General features: G+C 73.9%; 15 protein-coding genes. 4 read left to right on the top strand and 11 right to left on the bottom strand.

The features are described from left to right. Positions 1-118: 118 nt before the first annotated feature. Positions 119-529, bottom strand: a complete 411-nt coding sequence (locus ACZ4N4_RS05530; protein WP_467584698.1) for a rodlin — start codon at positions 527-529, stop codon at positions 119-121. 268 nt (positions 530-797) lie between these two features. Between ACZ4N4_RS05530 and ACZ4N4_RS05525 the strand changes: the two genes are divergently transcribed. The 3 genes from ACZ4N4_RS05525 (at position 798) to ACZ4N4_RS05515 (ending at position 2,489) form a co-directional block, all read left to right on the top strand. After that, positions 798-1,208 carry a rodlin gene (locus ACZ4N4_RS05525; RefSeq protein WP_467584695.1) on the top strand — a complete coding sequence of 137 codons (411 nt, stop codon included), beginning with the start codon at positions 798-800 and terminating at the stop codon, positions 1,206-1,208. 221 nt (positions 1,209-1,429) lie between these two features. Beyond that, the gene (locus tag ACZ4N4_RS05520; RefSeq protein ID WP_453578409.1) at positions 1,430-1,681 is read left to right on the top strand and encodes a chaplin; all 252 of its coding nucleotides are present in this window, start codon (positions 1,430-1,432) and stop codon (positions 1,679-1,681) included. Positions 1,682-1,799: 118 nt separating this feature from the next. Next, entirely contained in the window at positions 1,800-2,489 is a 690-nt protein-coding gene (locus ACZ4N4_RS05515; protein ID WP_467584691.1) for a chaplin, read from the top strand. A 46-nt stretch (positions 2,490-2,535) separates the two neighbouring features. On the opposite strand, the gene ACZ4N4_RS05510 is transcribed toward ACZ4N4_RS05515, so the two are convergent. Continuing rightward, the gene (locus ACZ4N4_RS05510) at positions 2,536-3,792 is read right to left on the bottom strand and encodes an FAD-dependent oxidoreductase (RefSeq protein WP_467584688.1); all 1,257 of its coding nucleotides are present in this window, start codon (positions 3,790-3,792) and stop codon (positions 2,536-2,538) included. Continuing rightward, positions 3,792-5,135 (bottom strand): carboxylate--amine ligase, encoded by a 1,344-nt coding sequence (locus ACZ4N4_RS05505; protein ID WP_467584685.1) that lies wholly within the window; start codon positions 5,133-5,135, stop codon positions 3,792-3,794. The genes ACZ4N4_RS05510 and ACZ4N4_RS05505 overlap by 1 nt, the downstream gene beginning before the upstream one ends. A 174-nt stretch (positions 5,136-5,309) precedes the next feature. On the opposite strand from ACZ4N4_RS05505, the gene ACZ4N4_RS05500 reads away from it, so the two are divergent. Beyond that, complete coding sequence (locus ACZ4N4_RS05500) at positions 5,310-6,632, top strand: glycoside hydrolase family 26 protein (RefSeq protein WP_467584681.1); 1,323 nt, start codon at positions 5,310-5,312, stop codon at positions 6,630-6,632. On the opposite strand, the gene ACZ4N4_RS05495 is transcribed toward ACZ4N4_RS05500, so the two are convergent. Genes ACZ4N4_RS05495 through ACZ4N4_RS05460 form a run of 8 tightly spaced genes read right to left on the bottom strand, consistent with a single transcriptional unit; the run spans position 6,629 to position 15,864 of the window. Then, positions 6,629-7,747: a GNAT family N-acetyltransferase gene (locus ACZ4N4_RS05495; RefSeq protein WP_467584678.1), complete on the bottom strand. Its 1,119-nt coding sequence runs from the start codon at positions 7,745-7,747 to the stop codon at positions 6,629-6,631. The two genes, ACZ4N4_RS05500 and ACZ4N4_RS05495, sit on opposite strands and share 4 nt — an antisense overlap. Further along, positions 7,744-8,391, bottom strand: a complete 648-nt coding sequence (locus tag ACZ4N4_RS05490) for a YveK family protein (RefSeq protein ID WP_467584676.1) — start codon at positions 8,389-8,391, stop codon at positions 7,744-7,746. The genes ACZ4N4_RS05495 and ACZ4N4_RS05490 overlap by 4 nt, the downstream gene beginning before the upstream one ends. Continuing rightward, positions 8,388-9,527, bottom strand: a complete 1,140-nt coding sequence (locus ACZ4N4_RS05485; protein WP_467584673.1) for a glycosyltransferase — start codon at positions 9,525-9,527, stop codon at positions 8,388-8,390. The genes ACZ4N4_RS05490 and ACZ4N4_RS05485 overlap by 4 nt, the downstream gene beginning before the upstream one ends. Continuing rightward, positions 9,528-10,283 (bottom strand): polysaccharide deacetylase family protein, encoded by a 756-nt coding sequence (locus ACZ4N4_RS05480; protein WP_467584671.1) that lies wholly within the window; start codon positions 10,281-10,283, stop codon positions 9,528-9,530. Beyond that, positions 10,267-11,955, bottom strand: a complete 1,689-nt coding sequence (gene murJ, locus ACZ4N4_RS05475; RefSeq protein ID WP_467584669.1) for a murein biosynthesis integral membrane protein MurJ — start codon at positions 11,953-11,955, stop codon at positions 10,267-10,269. Before murJ ends, ACZ4N4_RS05480 begins: the two co-directional genes overlap by 17 nt. Beyond that, positions 11,952-13,292, bottom strand: coding sequence for an O-antigen ligase family protein (locus ACZ4N4_RS05470; protein WP_467584665.1), 1,341 nt, complete (start codon positions 13,290-13,292; stop codon positions 11,952-11,954). Before ACZ4N4_RS05470 ends, murJ begins: the two co-directional genes overlap by 4 nt. Positions 13,293-13,294: 2 nt before the next feature. Further along, positions 13,295-14,716 carry an exopolysaccharide biosynthesis polyprenyl glycosylphosphotransferase gene (locus tag ACZ4N4_RS05465; protein WP_467584662.1) on the bottom strand — a complete coding sequence of 474 codons (1,422 nt, stop codon included), beginning with the start codon at positions 14,714-14,716 and terminating at the stop codon, positions 13,295-13,297. Next, a complete protein-coding gene (locus tag ACZ4N4_RS05460) occupies positions 14,713-15,864 on the bottom strand; it encodes a glycosyltransferase (RefSeq protein ID WP_467584659.1) in 1,152 nt (383 codons plus the stop codon). The genes ACZ4N4_RS05465 and ACZ4N4_RS05460 overlap by 4 nt, the downstream gene beginning before the upstream one ends. Between the last annotated feature and the right edge of the window lie 37 nt (positions 15,865-15,901).

The raw sequence follows: 15,901 nt of genomic DNA, 5'->3' as shown, positions 1-15,901 counted from the left end.
GCGACGAGCGCCTCGCCGGGGGCGCGGGTACCGGAAACGCCGCAGGCCGGTGGGCCGCCGGAAAGTCGGCGGCCCGCCGGCCGAGGGCACCTGGCGGAGGGCCTGGAAGGCGTCCGGACTACTTGTTGCCGGCGCCGTTGGCCGCGAGGACCGCGATGTCGTCGAGAATGTGCGAGAGCGGCTCGTCGCCCTTGGCCTGGGTGGAGTTCTCGACGCACTGCTGGTTCTGCGGCGCGGACAGGACGTTGATGTCCTGGACGTTGATCGGGACGGCTCCGACGAGGCCCTGCACGTTCCCCTTGACGGGCAGGCCGATGCACGGCTTGTTGAAGGAGCCCTGGATCAGTGCCAGCTGGGGGCTCATGTTGCCGTACGTGGCGGAGTTGCCGAACGCCTGCGAGGCGCCGTTGCCGCTCGCCGAGGTGGTGCCGTGGTCGTTGCCGGTGGCCAGGGCCGGCGAGGCGGCGAGAGCGGTGGCACCAGCCACGGAGGCGGCGACAGCGGCGACGGCCAGAACCTTCTTGATCACTTGTGATTCCCTTCTGGAAAAACCCCGTCCACCGGAGCCCACTGGTCAACTCCTCGCGGTGCGTTTGGTTGCTCCGCTTCACTCCGATGGCGCACGGTCCGGTAATCCCCGACATCGCCGCAGGCGCGCGGTCGTACGGTAATTCCGGGCGGTGACCGGTCCGATCGGGTGACGTGCCGCGCCCCCGCCGCAACCATTCCGGGCGCGGGCGGTTGATGCGGAGGCAGGAACGTGCGTCTTGCGCACGGAGCCAGGAAAGGAAAGCGAAATGCTGAAGAAGGCAATGGCCGCGGCGGCGGTCGCCGCGTCCGTCGTAGGTGTGTCGGCGGCGGCAGCCCCCCAGGCGCTTGCCACCGGCAACGACCACGGCACCACCTCGGCCAGCGGCAACGGCGCCCACGAGAAGTTCGGCAACCAGGTGACCAAGGGCAAGATGAGCCCGCAGGCCACCCTGGTGCAGGGCTCGCTGAACAAGCTGTGCGTCGGTCTGCCTGTCAAGGGGAACGTGCAGGCCATCCTCGGCGCCGTCCCGATCGACGTCCAGGACATCAACGTCCTGTCCGCGCCGCAGAACCAGCAGTGCGCCGAGAACTCCACCCAGGCCAAGGGTGATGAGCCGCTGTCGCACGTCCTTGACGACATCTCGGCTCTCTCCGCCAACGGCGCCGGCAACCAGTAGCATCCTGGCGGTCATGGAAGTCCACTCGGGCGGCGCGTATTCACGCGCCGCCCGAGCGGCTTTCGCTGAGCTTGCGTCAATTCTGTGAAGGCGTTCGAGTGAATTACCCGACGGCACGCGTTCCGTAGTTTCTTCGGCCGCCTATTTCTCGTTCTACAGTCTGCCGGTCATGATGCGAGCCATTCATGCTGTGCTCGCTCGGTTTCGGCCGTCATACGGGCATGACCGCAGAGAAGGGAAAGTTCATGAAGAAGACCGCTGCTGTCGCTGCCGGTGTAATCCTGGCCTTCGGCGCTGCCGTTCCGGCCTTCGCGGACGCGGGTGCCGAGGGTGCTGCCCTCAACTCCCCGGGCGCTGTCTCGGGCAACACGATCCAGGTTCCGGTCCACGTGCCGGTCAACGCCTGCGGCGACACCGTTGACGTCATCGCGCTGCTGAACCCCGCGTTCGGCAGCGCCTGCGCCGACGACTGACGAGGTCAGCGCAGCGCACCAGCCGTCCGGCTGTGTCACGGCCGGCCTCGGACCGTCGATCTTCCGCATCCGCGTTCCGAGGCCGGCTTTTCCACTTCTGAGCAGGAAGACAACGAGATTGCGACAGACCCTCAGCAGGGGAATGGCCGTGGCCGCCGCCGCGACCGGCATGCTGTCCCTGTACGCCGGTCCCGCGTTCGCCGACACGGACGCGACCGGGACCGCGGGCGGTTCACCGGGTGTCGTCTCCGGCAACAACGTCCAGGCTCCGGTGAACGTGCCGGTCGGCGTGTGCGGCAACTCGATCGACGTGGCCGCCGTGTTGAATCCGGCCTTCGGCAACTCCTGTGCGAACGCCTCGGATTCCGGCGAGCACACCGACGACCGTGCGCACGAGACGTCCTACGGCGACTCGGGCTACGGCAGTACGGTCTGCGACTCGGGCTACGGCGCCGAGGGCTCGCCCGGCACCACCACGCCCCCCTACGGCGAAGAGACCTCGCCCCCCTGCAGCGAGACTTCGCCCCCACCGAGCCCCACGCCCCCGTCGTCGAGCCCGACGCCTCCGTCGTCGAGCCCGACGCCTCCGCCACCGAGCCGGACACCCCCGTCGTCGAGCCCGACGCCTCCGCCACCGAGTCCGACGCCTCCGCCCGGCGGCGGACACCACCAGGGATCGCCGCCCACCCTGCCGCACACCGGCAGTGACCGGGAGGCCATGCTCGCGGCCTCGGCCGCCAGCGCCGCACTGATCGCGGGCGGCACGATGCTGTACCGACGAGGCCGAGCCGCGTCTCGCCGGTCCTGACCCGCCGGGTGCCGGACGTGCCTCCTGGGTCCGGCACCCGCGTCCGTCAGCTCCGCACCACGTCCGGTGCCGGCTCGCGGTGGTCCGCGTCGACACCCCAGCCGGCCGCGCCCGAACGCAGCCGCCGCCGTACCCCGCGCACCAGCGTGTCCGCGGTGAACGTGGCGCCGTGCACGAAACGCATCGCCGGGCCGAAGCCCGCGGCCGTGATCAGACCGGCCAGGAACAGCCCGGGGTACGACGACTCGAAGCCCCGGCCGACCTCCGGCGCCCCGTCGGCCCCGGTCACCAGCGTCGTACGCAGGTCGTCGGCCAGGAGCCCGAGCCGGTCCCGGGTCGCCCTGAACCCCGTGGCCGCGATGACGTGTTCGGTCTCCAGGGTGTCCGCCCCGCCGCCGCGCACGGCCGTGTCCAGGCGCAGCCCGCCCGCGGTGGCCCGGGCCGCCGTCACCTCGCGGCCGAGCAGCACCTCCACCCCGGACTCCACCCGCTCCCGCACCCACCAGGCGCCGGCCGGGCCGAGTGCCGTGGCCGCGATCCGCGCCCGGGTCGGCTCCGCGAGCCGCCGGTACAGGCCGGGGCGCTCGGAGTAGAACCAGTTGCGCCAGCCGGGGCCGAGGCCGCTGTGCGGGGCGCGCGCCGACTTCCACCAGGGCCGCTCCCAGGGCGGCGGCACCTCGTTCCAGTACAGCTCTTCCGCGCGCACCAGCACCCGTACCCTGCTGCCCTGTTCGGCGAGGAGCGCGGCGGTCTCCAGGGCCGCCTGGCCGCCGCCGATCACCGTGACGTCCCGGCCCCGGAAACGGTCCAGGTCGGCGTGGTGGCTGCTGTGCGAGACCAGGTCGGGGGAGAGGCCGTGCAGGGCGGACGGAATCTCGACGAACGGCAGCACGCCGACGGCGAGGGCGACGGTCCGGCCGTGCAGGGTCTCGCCGTCCTCCGTCGTCGCGTCGAAGCCGCCGGCACGGGGCGCGATCCGGGTGACGGTGCGTTCGTCGACGGGCGGGGCGGCATTGCGGGCGAACCACAGCCCGTACTCGGTGAACATGTCCAGCGGGATCGGCCGCCCGTGCCGGGCCTCCACCCCGCGGCCCGCGCAGTAGACGTCCAGCCGCCAACGCGCCTCGGGATCGGACAGGTTGGAGGCCCACGGTTCGGACTTGAGGAACATCCCGCGGGGCATGTGGTCGCGCCAGGACGCCATCGGGCGGCCGAAGACACGGACGTTCAGCCCCGCCGCCGCGGCGTGGGACGCGATGGACAGGCCGTACGGGCCCGCGCCCACCACCAACAGGTCGTACATCAGCAGCTGCTCGCTTTCTCGTCGTCGGACCGGTCGGGCAGACCGGAGAGGCTGGAGACACCGGACACTCCGGAGAACTCCTCGTCCAGGACGGCCGGGCGGCGTTCCCCGGCCGGCTCCCCGGCCTGGCGGACCACGACGGAGGACGGCCGCGGGACCGGGGCTCTGCCGGGGCGCAGCCTGCCGAGGAGCCGGCCCGCCACGTGCCGGCACCACAGCGTCCACATCGCCAGGCCCGGCCCCCGGTCGTCCGGCGCGCTCCAGGCCAGCTCGCGCCCGCGCGGGGCCGGCCGCAGCGCGCTCAGCGGCGCGTAGTTCTCCACCACGAACGCCCGCCCGGCCAGCGGCGCCCCGGTGATCAGCGGACGGTGGGTCAGATCCAGGTGCAGTGCGCGTACGACGTCCAGGCCCGCGCCGTCGGTGAAGAGCCGGAACTGCGCGCCCGGACGGGGGTTGAAGTCGAGGAGGTGGTAGCGGCCGGTGCTGCCGCAGCGCCGGAAGTCCAGATCGAAGATGCCCCGGAAGCCCAGTTCGCCGGTGAGCCGTTCGGCCAGTCCCTGGACCTGCGGGTTGGGCGTCCACAAGCCGACCGCCGTCAGGCCCGCCCCGCGCGGCCAGGACCGCTGCTTGCGACCGGGGCCGCCCGCGCGTACCGCGCCGGTGCGGTCGGCGTAACCGTGGAAGAACCAGTCGCGGTCCGGGCCCGGCGGCAGGAACTCCTGCAGCAGCAGCCTGCTGCCCGCCTCGTCGGCCCGCAGGAACAGCTCCCGCGCCTCCCCCGCCGAGCGCACCACGACCGTGCTGCGCAGCCCGGACCCGGCCGGGACCAGCCAGGGCCGGCTCCACTTGGCGACCACCGGAAGCCCGAGCCGCCAGGCGGCGGAGGCGGCCTGCTCGGCACTGTCCGGGACGAGGGTCCGCGGGTGCGGGATCCCGGCCGCCGCGCACACCTCGGCCAACTCGGCCTTGTCGGCGACCCGCTCGGGAAGCAGGGCGGGCTGCTGCGGCAGCAGGTAGGCGGGCGCGAGGTCCTCGCGGAGCCGGCCGACCGCGATCGCGCTCGCGTCGTCCATCGGGATCAGCACCGCCGGACGGGCGATCCGCGCCGCCACCCGGCGCAGCACGGCCACGATCTCCGCGGCGGACGCACCCGGCGCCGGCGGCGGATGCAGCTGCCGTACGAAACGGGACCTGCCGACCGGACTGCCGGTGGAATCGGCGACCAGATGGACGTCCACGCCGGCTCTGCCGAGGGAGCGCACAGCCCCGAGGGTGCCGTGGTGAAAGGGATTCCGGTCGATCCGCAGCAGAACCGCGGGAACCCGGATGTCTAGCAGCGACACGGACCATTTCCTTTGCGTCGGTTCACCCGTGCGGGCGTTCGGCCCACCCGAAAGCCGCAGCCGCACTGGCGGAATTCATATTGATATGACTGAGTGTCAGTAACTGGTACTTCCTCAGCGCATGCGCGAACGGACGAGAAGAACGGACGAGAACTGGTGGAGAAAGGAGCAGGCATGGCTCCACAACGGCGACAGCAGCCGAGATCCCGGTCGCACCGGCGGGCCGTGGTCGCGGCGGTGGCGGCGGTCGTCGTCGCCTCGGCGACCCTGGCCACCGGTCCGGGATTCGCCGCGGGTGCGGAGGTGGCGCTGGTCACGGACCCGACACCGGCTCCGACTCCCACGACGTCCGTCCCGGCGTCGGCGGCACCCCTGCCGGCCGTGGCGAGTCCGGCACCGGTGAACCCGGCGCCGGTCACGCCCGCGTCCGCCAGGGCGGCGCCGCCGGCCTTCGGAGCCTTCCTGGACTCCGGGCCGCTGGGCGTGGCCCGCATGGCCCAGCTGAGCGGCTGGCTCGGCGGCACCGAGCTGAAGGTCGCGCACACGTACCTGCCCGGCGACCGCTGGGCCGACATCGAGGGCGCACCCGGCTTCCTGGACGTCTGGGCGCACTGGCGGCGGGAGAAGGACGACCGGATGCTCGTCCTCAACGTGCCCATGCAGGAGCGCAACGAGGACCACGTCGGGGACGCCGAGGTCCGGTCGCTGCTGGCGCAGGGCGCCGCCGGGCTGTTCGATCACCACTTCCGGGCCCTGGCCGAGCGGCTCGTGGAGCTGGAGGTGCCGGACACGGTCATCGTGCTCGGCTGGGAGATGAACGGCACCACCTACACCCATCGTTGCGGGCCGGACCCGGAGGCCTGGAAGAAGTACTGGAAGAGGATCGTCACCACCATGCGCGCGGTGCCGGGGCAGAAATTCCGGTTCGACTTCACGCCGAGCCGGGGCCGCGACGCCGTCCCGTGGACGCAGTGCTACCCCGGGGACGACACGGTCGACGTCGTCGGCATGGATTCCTACGACCAGCCCACCGGTCTTTCCTTCGGCGAACAGGTGCGGGAGCCTTACGGACTTCAGGATCACGTCGATTTCGCGAAGGCTCACGGGAAACCCATCTCCTATCCGGAATGGGGCCTCTTCCGTAACGGTGACAACGCCGAATACATGCGGCGGATGCTCGCCTGGATGGACGAGCACAAGCCGCTGTACAACACGCTGACCGACTACTGCCCGCATGGTGTCTGGCAGTGTTCGGACAACCCGCGTTCGTCGCGGGTCTACCGCTCGGCCCTCTCCGGCCGGGCCGACACCGCGACCCCGACGCCGGCTCCCACCCCGGACGTCCCGACCCCGAAGCCGACCCCCTCTTCCACTCCCACTCCGGGCACCACGCCCCCGGCCGGTTGCGCGCCGATGGACCTGGGCGACTGGGTCGAGTACTGGATCGGAGGGAAACTCTGCGTCCGCCTCGACTGGTGGTCGCGCACGCGGAGCTAGTCCTGCCGGCGTTCCTTCCATCGGTGCCGCACCTCCTTGACCCGCTGCCGGGCGGCGGCGTCGCACAGCGCCGCCGTCAGCAGCGGCGCGGTGCGACGCCGGGCCAGCAGCAGCCGCTGGTTGACGACCGGCTGGGGCCGCCAGTGGTGCTTGTACGGCTCGTTCCCGCGCAGCAGGCTCAGCGCGCCCCGCTCGCCGGCCCCGGTGTGCTGGGCGCAGGCGTCCAGGAGCATCACCGCCACGTCCGCCTTGCGCTCCCGCAACTGCGGATGCGCCCCGTACAGATAGCCGCCGGCCAGGCTCGGCGACAGCAGGGTCAGATCGACGGCGACCACCTCGTCGTCCAGCCGGAACTCGGTGACCACCGCGTCCCCGGAGCGCACCATCGGCCCCACCGAGCGCACCAGATGCTCCCGGAACCGGGACTGGAGGTGTTCCGTCGTCACCTTCCGCCCCTGCCACTGGAGCCGGTGCAGATCGAGGAGCCGGCCGAGCGCGGCGTCGACACCCTCCGGCGTCACGACGTCCCGGCGCACCCCGAGCGAGCCCAGCTTGCGCAGCTTGGCGCGCACCCGCTGGGCCTGTTTCGAGGACAGCCGGGCCACCAGCTCGTCCATGGCCACGGCGGGCAGCTCCAGGCACAGCGAGTCCGGCACCTTCCGGCACGGCCCGTGCCAGCGGTCGTACACCCGCTCCACCGCACCGCCCGGACGCACCTCACGGAAGTCGATCAGCGCCGTCCGGGCCGCCCGGGCGAGCTCCTGGGTGAGGGCGGCCACCGCACGGCCGTCGTCGCCGTCGGCGAGCAGCACGTCCGTGTAGTCCGAGATCGCCCCGCCCAGCGGCACCAGTGTGGGCAGCGGCCGGTGCACCAGCATCAGCGGGGCCGCGCCGACCAGTTCACCGCCGTGGCGCACCAGGACCAGACGGAGCCGCCCGGGCACCCCGTACGAGCGCCACCAGGAGTGCAGCCAGGCGTGGCTCTGGAACGGCGTGGCCGTGCCGCACCGCCGGTACAGGCGCCCCCAGGCGGGGGCCAGCCCGGCGAAGGCTGCCTCGTCGGTGACGAGTTCGGTGGTGTGCGCGGCGAGCGTCGGGTGCGCCGTCGCCGTCACAGCTGCCCGTGCACGTCGGCGGCGACGGCAGGTCCCGGCACGGAGGCCTGCAGGGCGTTCTCCCCCTCGCGGCGCCGGGGCCGCACCAGTACCACGAGACCGGCCAGCAGCCCGCCCGCGCTCGCCCCCACCAGACCGGTCACCTTCGAGGACGCCGAGGTGGGCGCGGTCGGCTTCAGCGCCCGGGAGAACTGGAGGAGCTCGACGTGCGTGTCGCCCTTGGTGTCGTTGGCGTGCTGGGCGAGCGAGCGGGCCACCGCGTTCGCCATGTCGGCGGCCTGCAGGGGGTGCGGCGAGGTGGCCGAGACGGCGACCATCGGCGCGTCCGGCGAGGTCTCCGTCTGCACGCTGTCCCGCAGCGTGTTCACCGGCACCCCGGCCCACACCTGGGCGTCCCCGAGCACCGCGAGCTGGGTCGCGACCCGGCCGTAGGCCTGCGCGAAGCCCTGCGCGGTGGCGGTGTCGGACCGGTCGGTGGGGACGGCGATGACATAGCTGGTCGCGGTGTAGCTGGGCGGCGTGAGCACGCCGTAGGCGCCGCCCAGCAGAGCGCCGGCGGCGACCCCGGCCGCCAGCAGCGACCAGGGCGGGACCGTGCGGGCACGGGCGAACGGGCGGGCTGCCCTGGTGGTGGTCTCGGTCATGGCGTACTGGCTCCCTGAGGGGTGGTGGCGAGTGCGGCCGCGTAGACGTCCATGAGCTGGGCGGCGCTGCGGGTGATGCAGTAATGACGGGCGGCCTCCGGCGCGGTGCGCGGGCCGGACCCGGCGGTGCGGGCGGCGGCCAGCGCCTCGGCGAAGGCACGGACGCCGCCCTCGATCCGGCGGGCGCCGGGGGCGGCGGCGGCCGGCAGGTCCTCGACGGCCGGGCAGGAGCTGTAGAGGACGGGCAGCCCGGCGGCCAGCGCCTCGATCACCGCGAGCCCGAAGGCCTCCTCGGTGCAGGGCGAGGCCAGTACGTCCATGGCGGAGGTGAGAGCGGGGAGGTCGGGGTCGGCCGGGCTGTCGGAGACATACGGCCGCTCGCCGGCGAACAGGACCCGGCCGGCGACCCCGGCCTCCCCGGCGGCACGGCGCAGCGCCTGCTCCTCCGCACCCCCGCCGACCAGCAACAGCCTGCAGTCCTGGGGGAGCCGGGTGAGCGCGCCGATCAGCACGTCGAACCGTTTGCCGGGCGCCAGCCGCCCGATGCCGCCCACCACGAAGGCGTCCTGCGGGATCCCGAGCCGGGCCCGGGTGCGCTGCCGCCGGTCCGGGTCGAAGCGGAACCGCTCCAGGTCGATGCCGTTCGGTACGACCTCGATCCGCGGCCCCGGCACCCCCCACCGGCGCAGCCGCTCGGCGACGGTGGGGGAGACGGCGACCGTGGACCGGCCGAGCCGTTCGCCCGCGAGATACAACGCCCGTACCCCGGCGTTCAGCCGGCGCCCCTCCAGCTGGGTGTCGCCGAGCGAGTGCTCGGTGGCGACGACGGCCCGCACGCCCGCGAGGCGCGCCGCGATCCGGCCGTAGAGGCAGGCCCGGTAGAGGTGGGTGTGGACGAGGTCGTAGCGGCCCCGGCGGATGAGCCGGACCAGGCGGGGCAGCGCGGCCAGGTCCCGGTTCCCGGCCATCCCGAGATGGACCACCCGCACCCCGTCGGCGGCCAGAGAGTGTGCGACCGGCCCGGGGTTGGTGAGCGTGACGACGTCGCAGGAGACGGGCAGATGGCGCAGCAGCAGCCGGAGCTGCTGCTCCGCCCCGCCGACCCCCAACCCGGTGATGACATGCAGAGCCCTCATTCACAGCCCCTTCACGGGACGGCGGCGCAGCCGGTGCAGCCGGTACTTCAGGAAGAGGCGCAGGGCGCGGTCGTTCTGGCCGATGTGCACCCGGGGCAGGGTGTGGACGCCGGTCAGGTCGCCGGGGTCGATGGCGCAGGCGTAGCCGTATCCGGCCTCCCGCACGGCGTCGACGGCACGCTGGTCGACGGTCCCGTAGGGGTAGCAGAAACCGTCCACGGGGGCCTGGATCAGCTCCTCCAGGAGGGCCCGGCTGTCGGCGGTCTCGGCCCTGAGGGTGTCCGCGTCGGCCTTCGTCAGCTCGACATGGGTGAGCCCGTGCGAGCCGATCTCCACGCCGGCCGCCGCCGCCCGCCGGACCCCGTCCGCGGTGAGCAGCGGCTTGCGCGGGCCGAGCGAGTCCCAGCGGTTGTCGCTGCCCAGCCGCCCGGGCAGCACGAACAGGGTGGCGCCGCAGCCCCAGCGGTCGAGCAGCGGCAGGGCGTGGTCGAGGAAGTCGGCGTAGCCGTCGTCGAAGGTGAGCCCGACCAGCCGCCGCCCCTCGCCCCGGGCCCGGGCGGCGAGCAGTGCGGCGACCGACACCCCGCGCAGCCCCCGCCGGCGCAGCCAGCCCAGCTGTGCGGCCAGCCGGTCGGGGGTGACGGTGACCCGGTACGGATCGTCCGAGCAGTCGCCCACGGAGTGGTACATGGCGACCCAGGGGACCGGGCCCGCCAGGCGTGTGACCTTCTCGGCGGACTCAATGGAAGACGGCATGCGCGAGCCTTCGGGTGACGGTGCCTACGGAACGGAGTGCGGGTGCGAAGCCCTGGGCGTCCAGCGCCCAGCCGAGCAGAACGAAGATCGCGGTCACCGCCGTGGCACCGGCCGCCAGACCGGTGAGCGGGTCCGCGGGCCGGGCGGCGACGAAGGTGCCGACGACCGTGGCGACCACGGCGGCCCGCACCGGCCGGCTCAGCTCCGCCAGCACCCGCCGGGTGCGGATCGGGACGCTGCGCGGGCCCATGCCGGACAGCAGGAGCACGGCGGTGACGGTGATGCCGGTGGCGTTGGCGGCGGCGATGCCGGTGACGCCGTACGGGCCCACCGCCATGGCGCCGATCCAGGAGGTCACGGCGATCCCGGCGCCCATGGCGCCGACCGGGTACCAGGTGGCGCGGCCCGCCGAGAAGTAGGAGCGGACCAGCACCCCGACCATGGTCTGCCCGAGCAGCCCGAGTGCGTAGACGCGCATCACCGCGGCGGTGGCGGCGGTGTCCGCGGCGGTGAACGCCCCGCGCTGGAACAGGAGGTGGATGAGCTGCGGCGCACACGCCACGACCACGGCGGTGCCGAGCAGGACGACGCTCGCCGCCACCGACAGGTCCCGCTCCACCCGGCGCCTGGCCCGCTCGGTGTCGCCCTCGGCCAGCGCCCGGGCCACCACCGGGAAGGTGACCGTGCACAGCATCATCGACATCGACATCGGGATCTGCGCGACCTTCTGCGCGTAGTTGAGGTGCGAGATCGCCCCGGAGTGCAGATGCGAGGCGAGGAACCGCTCGATCAGCACCTGCGACTGCCGGCACAGCGCGAACAGCAGCACGGTGGCCATCAGGACGACGTTCAGCGGCTCCGCCTCGGCGACCGGGTCACCGACGGCGGCCTTGACCCGGCGCCGCAACCGCCCGAGCAGCGAGGGAAGCTGTACGGCGACCATCAGCAGGCCCCCGGCCGCGACCCCGAACGCGGCCGACCGCACGCCCCAGTGGCCGCCGAGCGCGAACATCGCCGCGATGATGCCGGCGTTGTAGGCGACGTAGATCGCAGCCGGCGCGAGGAACCGCCGGTGGGCGCGGAGGGCGGCGCTGCAGTACCCGGCCAGCCCGAAGGTCAGCACACAGGTGGCGGTCAGCCGGGTGCAGTCCACGGCGAGCCCGGGGTCGCGCAGACCGGGCGCGAGCACCCCGACGAGCTGCGGGGCGCCTCCGATGAGAAGAGCGCCGACGGCCGCGAAGGCGAGGGCCAGCTTCGGCAGGGTCCCGGCGACCAGCGCCCGGACGGGGTCGCCGGGAGCCCCCTGTGACCGCCGGGCGAGGGCCAGGCTGAAGGCGGGGATCAGCGCGAAGGCGAGGCCGTCCTCGATGAGCAGGGTCGCCGCGAACTCGGGAACGGTCCAGGCGACGAGAAAGGCGTCGGTGTCCCGCCCCGCTCCGAAGAGCCGGGCGAGCGACTGGTCCCGGATGAGTCCGAGGAGCGAGCCGACGACGGAGAAGGTGGCGGTGACAAGGGCGGCTCTGGCGAGAACACGACGGGAGGAAGGCGCACCGTCAGGGGCGCGGGGCTGGGACGTCTGCGGCTCCGCCGCGTGGGCGCGCTCGGCCGCCGCCGACTCGCTGTCGACCCGCGACCCGGGCACGCCCGAAGTCCTGGAAGGCGTGACCGTCATAGCGAACGCCCCGCCCCTACCGGCTCGGCCCCCGCCGGCTCGGCCCCCACCAGGTCCGCCCCCACCAACGCCCACCAGGCCACCGCCCCGAAGACCACCGCCGTCAGCACGGTCGACGGCCCCCCGATGTCCGCGTACGCGAAGTCCACGAGCTGCCAGACCAGCAGCCCGCACCCCACCAGCGCGCAGTCCAGGCCGGCGCCGCCGCGGACCCGCCACCACCCGCGCAGCCCGCACCCCAGCAGCGCCAGCCAGCTGCCCGCCAGCGCCAGCGCCCCGAGCAGTCCCTGCTCGCTCAGCACCAGCAGGTACATGTTGTGCGGCGAGAGCAGCGGCTGCTTGCGGAACGCGGCCCCCGCCCCCTCCGTGTCGCTCCCGGAGGACAGCGCCAGCGAGGCATGTCCGTCCCGGTAGGCCGGGAAGTTCTTCAAGCCGACGCCGGTCACGGGGTGCTCGCCCCACATGCCGGTCGCCGCCGCCCACAGCGTGTAGCGGTCGACCACCGACTGGTCCGGCGCGTCGGTCACCTGCCCGATGCTGCTGAGCCGCTCCTGGAGCATCGTCGTACCGACCCCGAAGCCCCCCACCAGCACCACACCTGTGGCGACCGCGACCGCCGCCACCTTCAGCGCCCGCCGCAGCCCGGCCAGCACCAGTTGCACACCGCAGGTCAGCACCGTCGCGATCCAGGCCCCGCGGCTGAAGGACACGGCCAGCGGCAGCAGCAGGCCGAGGGCGCACACGCCCGCCGCCACCCGCTGCCGTACCGGCGAGCGCCCCAGCGCCAGCCCCAGCGCGCAGACCAGGCCGAACGACACCACGGTCGCCATGCCCATCACGTCCTGCGGTCCGAACGTGCCGACCGCGCGGATCTCCTCGCCCTGGTACGACGCCCCGGTCCCGGTGAGGTACTGGTGCACCCCGACCGCGCCCTGCCACCCCGCGAGCCCCACGAACGACCAGGCCAGCAGCCGGAAGTCGGCACGGTCCCGGATCAGCAGCAGCACGGCGGCGGGGACCAGGACGAACACCTGGAGATAGCGGCCGAGGCCGGTCAGCCCGGCCCCCGGCGAGGACGCGCCGGCCGCCGCGACGGCCAGCCCCACCACCGGCATGCCCAGCACCACCGCGGCCGTCGCCGACAGCGGCCGCCGCCGCTCGCGTACCGTCCGCACCGCGGCGTACAGCACCACCAGCGCGGACACCGCGTCCGCCGGTCCCGCTCCGCCGTCGTCGCCGGCCGGGGTGAGCGGCAGCGCGAGGACCGCGAGCACGGCGGTCGCGGCGAGGACCGGCGGCAGCCGCAGGGGCCTGGCCGGGGAGAGTGCGAAACTCATCGTCAGCTCCCCGTCGAGCGCACGAGCGCGGCCGCGGTGCGCAGCAGGATGCAGACGTCCTGCCACAGCGACCAGTTGTCGATGTAGGCGTTGTCGAAGCGGGCCCGGTCCTCGATGGAGGTGTCGCCGCGCAACCCGTGGATCTGGGCGAGTCCGGTGATGCCGGTCCGCATCCGGTGGCGGGCCGCGTAACCCGGGTAGGCCTGGCTGAACTGGCCGACGAAGTACGGCCGTTCGGGGCGCGGCCCGACCAGGCTCATGTCGCCCCACAGCACGTTCCACAGCTGGAGCAGCTCGTCCAGGGAGGTCTGGCGCAGGAAGCGGCAGAACGGGCTCATCTCGCGTTCGCCGGCCACGCTCCAGCGGGTCGCGGCCTCGTGCGCGTCGACCGGGCGGTGGGTGCGCAGCTTGAGCAGGGTGAAGGGGCGCCCGCCGCGGCCGATGCGCTCCTGCCGGAAGACCACGCCAGGTCCGTCGGTGAGCCGCAGTACCGCCGCGCACACCAGCAGCAGCGGGCTGACCAGGACGAGCGCCGACCCGGAGACCACGATGTCGAGGATCCGTTTGCCGGCGCTGCCGCGCCGCCGCGAGCCCATCTCGAGCCGGCGGCAGGAGAACCCGGCGAGCTGGTCGCGCATCTCGTACGCCGGTGAGTCCGCGTCGACCTCCCAGACCACGCAGCCCGACTCGGCCAGCGCCCGCAGCAGCGGGCCCTGTTCGGTGCGGACGGCGGGGTGGACGGTGAGGACGGCCCGGACCCCGTTCTGGATGACGGCCCGCTCGACCTCCTCGCCGGTGGTCAGCACGGGCAGCCCTTCGGGGCCCTCGGGGTGGTCGGCGACGACACCGACCGGCCGTACGCCGAAGCCCGGGTGGCGCAGCACGGCGGCGGCGACCCGCTGGGCGGTGGCGGCGGGGCCGATGACCAGGGCGGCGCGCGGATGGCGCAGCAGGGCCAGCCGGCGGCGCCAGTGCACCAGACCACGGCCGGCGCAGGCCGCCGCCGCGTGCAGGACACAGCCCAGCAGCAGGGTGCGGGCGGGCAGCGCGCGGTCCGGGTCCCAGGCGGCGAGTGCGGCGGCGAGGCCCAGCCAGAGGACGGCGATCCGGCCGCACACCGCCGGGAGTTCGTCCAGGATCCCGGACACCCGCCCGCTGGGCTGCGGGCGCAGCAGTATCGCCCCGGACATCAGGAGACCGACCAGGACGGGCCGGCGTACGGCCTCGTCGAGAACGACCGTGCCGAGCAGCGCGGCGCACAGGTCGGCGGCCAGCAACGGCACCGGGGAGGCGGGCCGCGCGGGCGGCCGTCCCAGCGGGAACCGGAAGCCTCCGGCGGTGCGGGCCGACAGGACCGAGACGGGCGAGAGTCCGTGTTCCCGTGGCTGCGGGCCGGGGGAGGGGACAGTGCTTTCCGCGGTCACGAGTGGATGGACTCCCTGCACTCAAAGGACATGAGCGGGCGCCCGCCGAGGAGTTCGCGGTACAGCTCCGCGACCGCCTCCGCGGTGCGCCGCACATCGTGCGTGGACTGGACGTGCCGGCGCCCCCGGTCACCGAGCGACGCGCGCAGTTCCGGGTCGAGCAGCAGCCCGGCGACGGCACCGGCCAGCGCGCCCGGCCGGTCCGGCGGCACCGGACAGTGCGCGCCGTACCCGGGCGGCAGGCTCTCGCGGGCGCCGTCGACATCGGTGACGAGCACCGGCCGGCCACAGGCCATCGCCTCCAGCGGGGCCAGTGCCATGCCCTCCCAGCGGGAGGGCAGCACCACCAGGTCGGCGGCCCGGTACCAGGGGCGGACGTCCGTGACGGCACCGGCGAACTCGACCGAGTCGGGGGCGAGCCGGCGCAGCGCCTCGCCGTCCGGTCCGTCGCCGACCAGCGCCAGCCGGGCGCCCGGCACCCGGCGCAGCACCTCGGGCCAGGCCCGCAGCAGCACGTCCTGGCCCTTCTGCGGGCACAGCCGGCCGACGCAGACGACCAGGGGAGCCCCGGGCGCGGACCGACCCGGGGTGTCCGGGGCACCCGGGGTGAAGTGATCGGTGTCGATGCCGTTGGGGACGACGGCGTACCGGGCGCGAATCCCGGCGCGCACGCCGGTCGCACGTTCCGCCTCGCTGACACACACCACCCGGTGGGCCCAGCGTGCTCCCCATCGCTCCCACCGCAGCGCCAGCGCGGCGGTTACCCCGCCGACCGCCTCGAAGGACCAGGCGTGCGGCTGGAACAGGGTCGGTACGCGGCCGCGCACGGCCAGGCGGCCGGCCAGGCCCGCCTTGGCGCTGTGCGCGTGCACCAGCTCCGGCCGCACCTCGTCGAGCAGCCGGCCGAGCCGGCGCACCTCGTCCCGGAGACCGGCGCCCGGGGACCGGTCGGCGCGCCACCCGCGCACCTCCGCGCCCAGTTCCCGCGCGGCCTCGGCCAGTTCACCACCGGGGCAGGCCACCGTGACCCGCAGACCGGCCGTGAGCTGGGCCTTCGTCAGGTCCAGGACCACCCGGGCCACCCCGCCCTCGACGGGTTGCGCCAGGTGCAGGACCCGTCGCCGAGGGTCGGTTGCTGATCGGTGCATACGCGGTATTCCTCGCTCACGGGGGGCGCTCGGGACG

The sequence above is a fragment of the Streptomyces sp. NPDC026538 genome (genome assembly GCF_055567535.1).
This window is presented reverse-complemented; position numbering and strand designations above follow the sequence as displayed.

Bases quoted from the DNA above. Each gene is read 5' to 3' on its own strand.
- ACZ4N4_RS05520 (WP_453578409.1), top strand. From the start codon at position 1,430: ATGACCGCAGAGAAGGGAAAGTTCATGAAGAAGACCGCTGCTGTCGCT.
- ACZ4N4_RS05500 (WP_467584681.1), top strand. From the start codon at position 5,310: ATGGCTCCACAACGGCGACAGCAGCCGAGATCCCGGTCGCACCGGCGG.
- ACZ4N4_RS05525 (WP_467584695.1), top strand. From the start codon at position 798: ATGCTGAAGAAGGCAATGGCCGCGGCGGCGGTCGCCGCGTCCGTCGTA.
- ACZ4N4_RS05510 (WP_467584688.1), bottom strand. From the start codon at position 3,792: ATGTACGACCTGTTGGTGGTGGGCGCGGGCCCGTACGGCCTGTCCATC.
- ACZ4N4_RS05480 (WP_467584671.1), bottom strand. From the start codon at position 10,283: ATGCCGTCTTCCATTGAGTCCGCCGAGAAGGTCACACGCCTGGCGGGC.
- ACZ4N4_RS05490 (WP_467584676.1), bottom strand. From the start codon at position 8,391: ATGACCGAGACCACCACCAGGGCAGCCCGCCCGTTCGCCCGTGCCCGC.
- ACZ4N4_RS05470 (WP_467584665.1), bottom strand. From the start codon at position 13,292: ATGAGTTTCGCACTCTCCCCGGCCAGGCCCCTGCGGCTGCCGCCGGTC.
- ACZ4N4_RS05460 (WP_467584659.1), bottom strand. From the start codon at position 15,864: ATGCACCGATCAGCAACCGACCCTCGGCGACGGGTCCTGCACCTGGCG.
- ACZ4N4_RS05485 (WP_467584673.1), bottom strand. From the start codon at position 9,527: ATGAGGGCTCTGCATGTCATCACCGGGTTGGGGGTCGGCGGGGCGGAG.
- murJ (WP_467584669.1), bottom strand. From the start codon at position 11,955: ATGACGGTCACGCCTTCCAGGACTTCGGGCGTGCCCGGGTCGCGGGTC.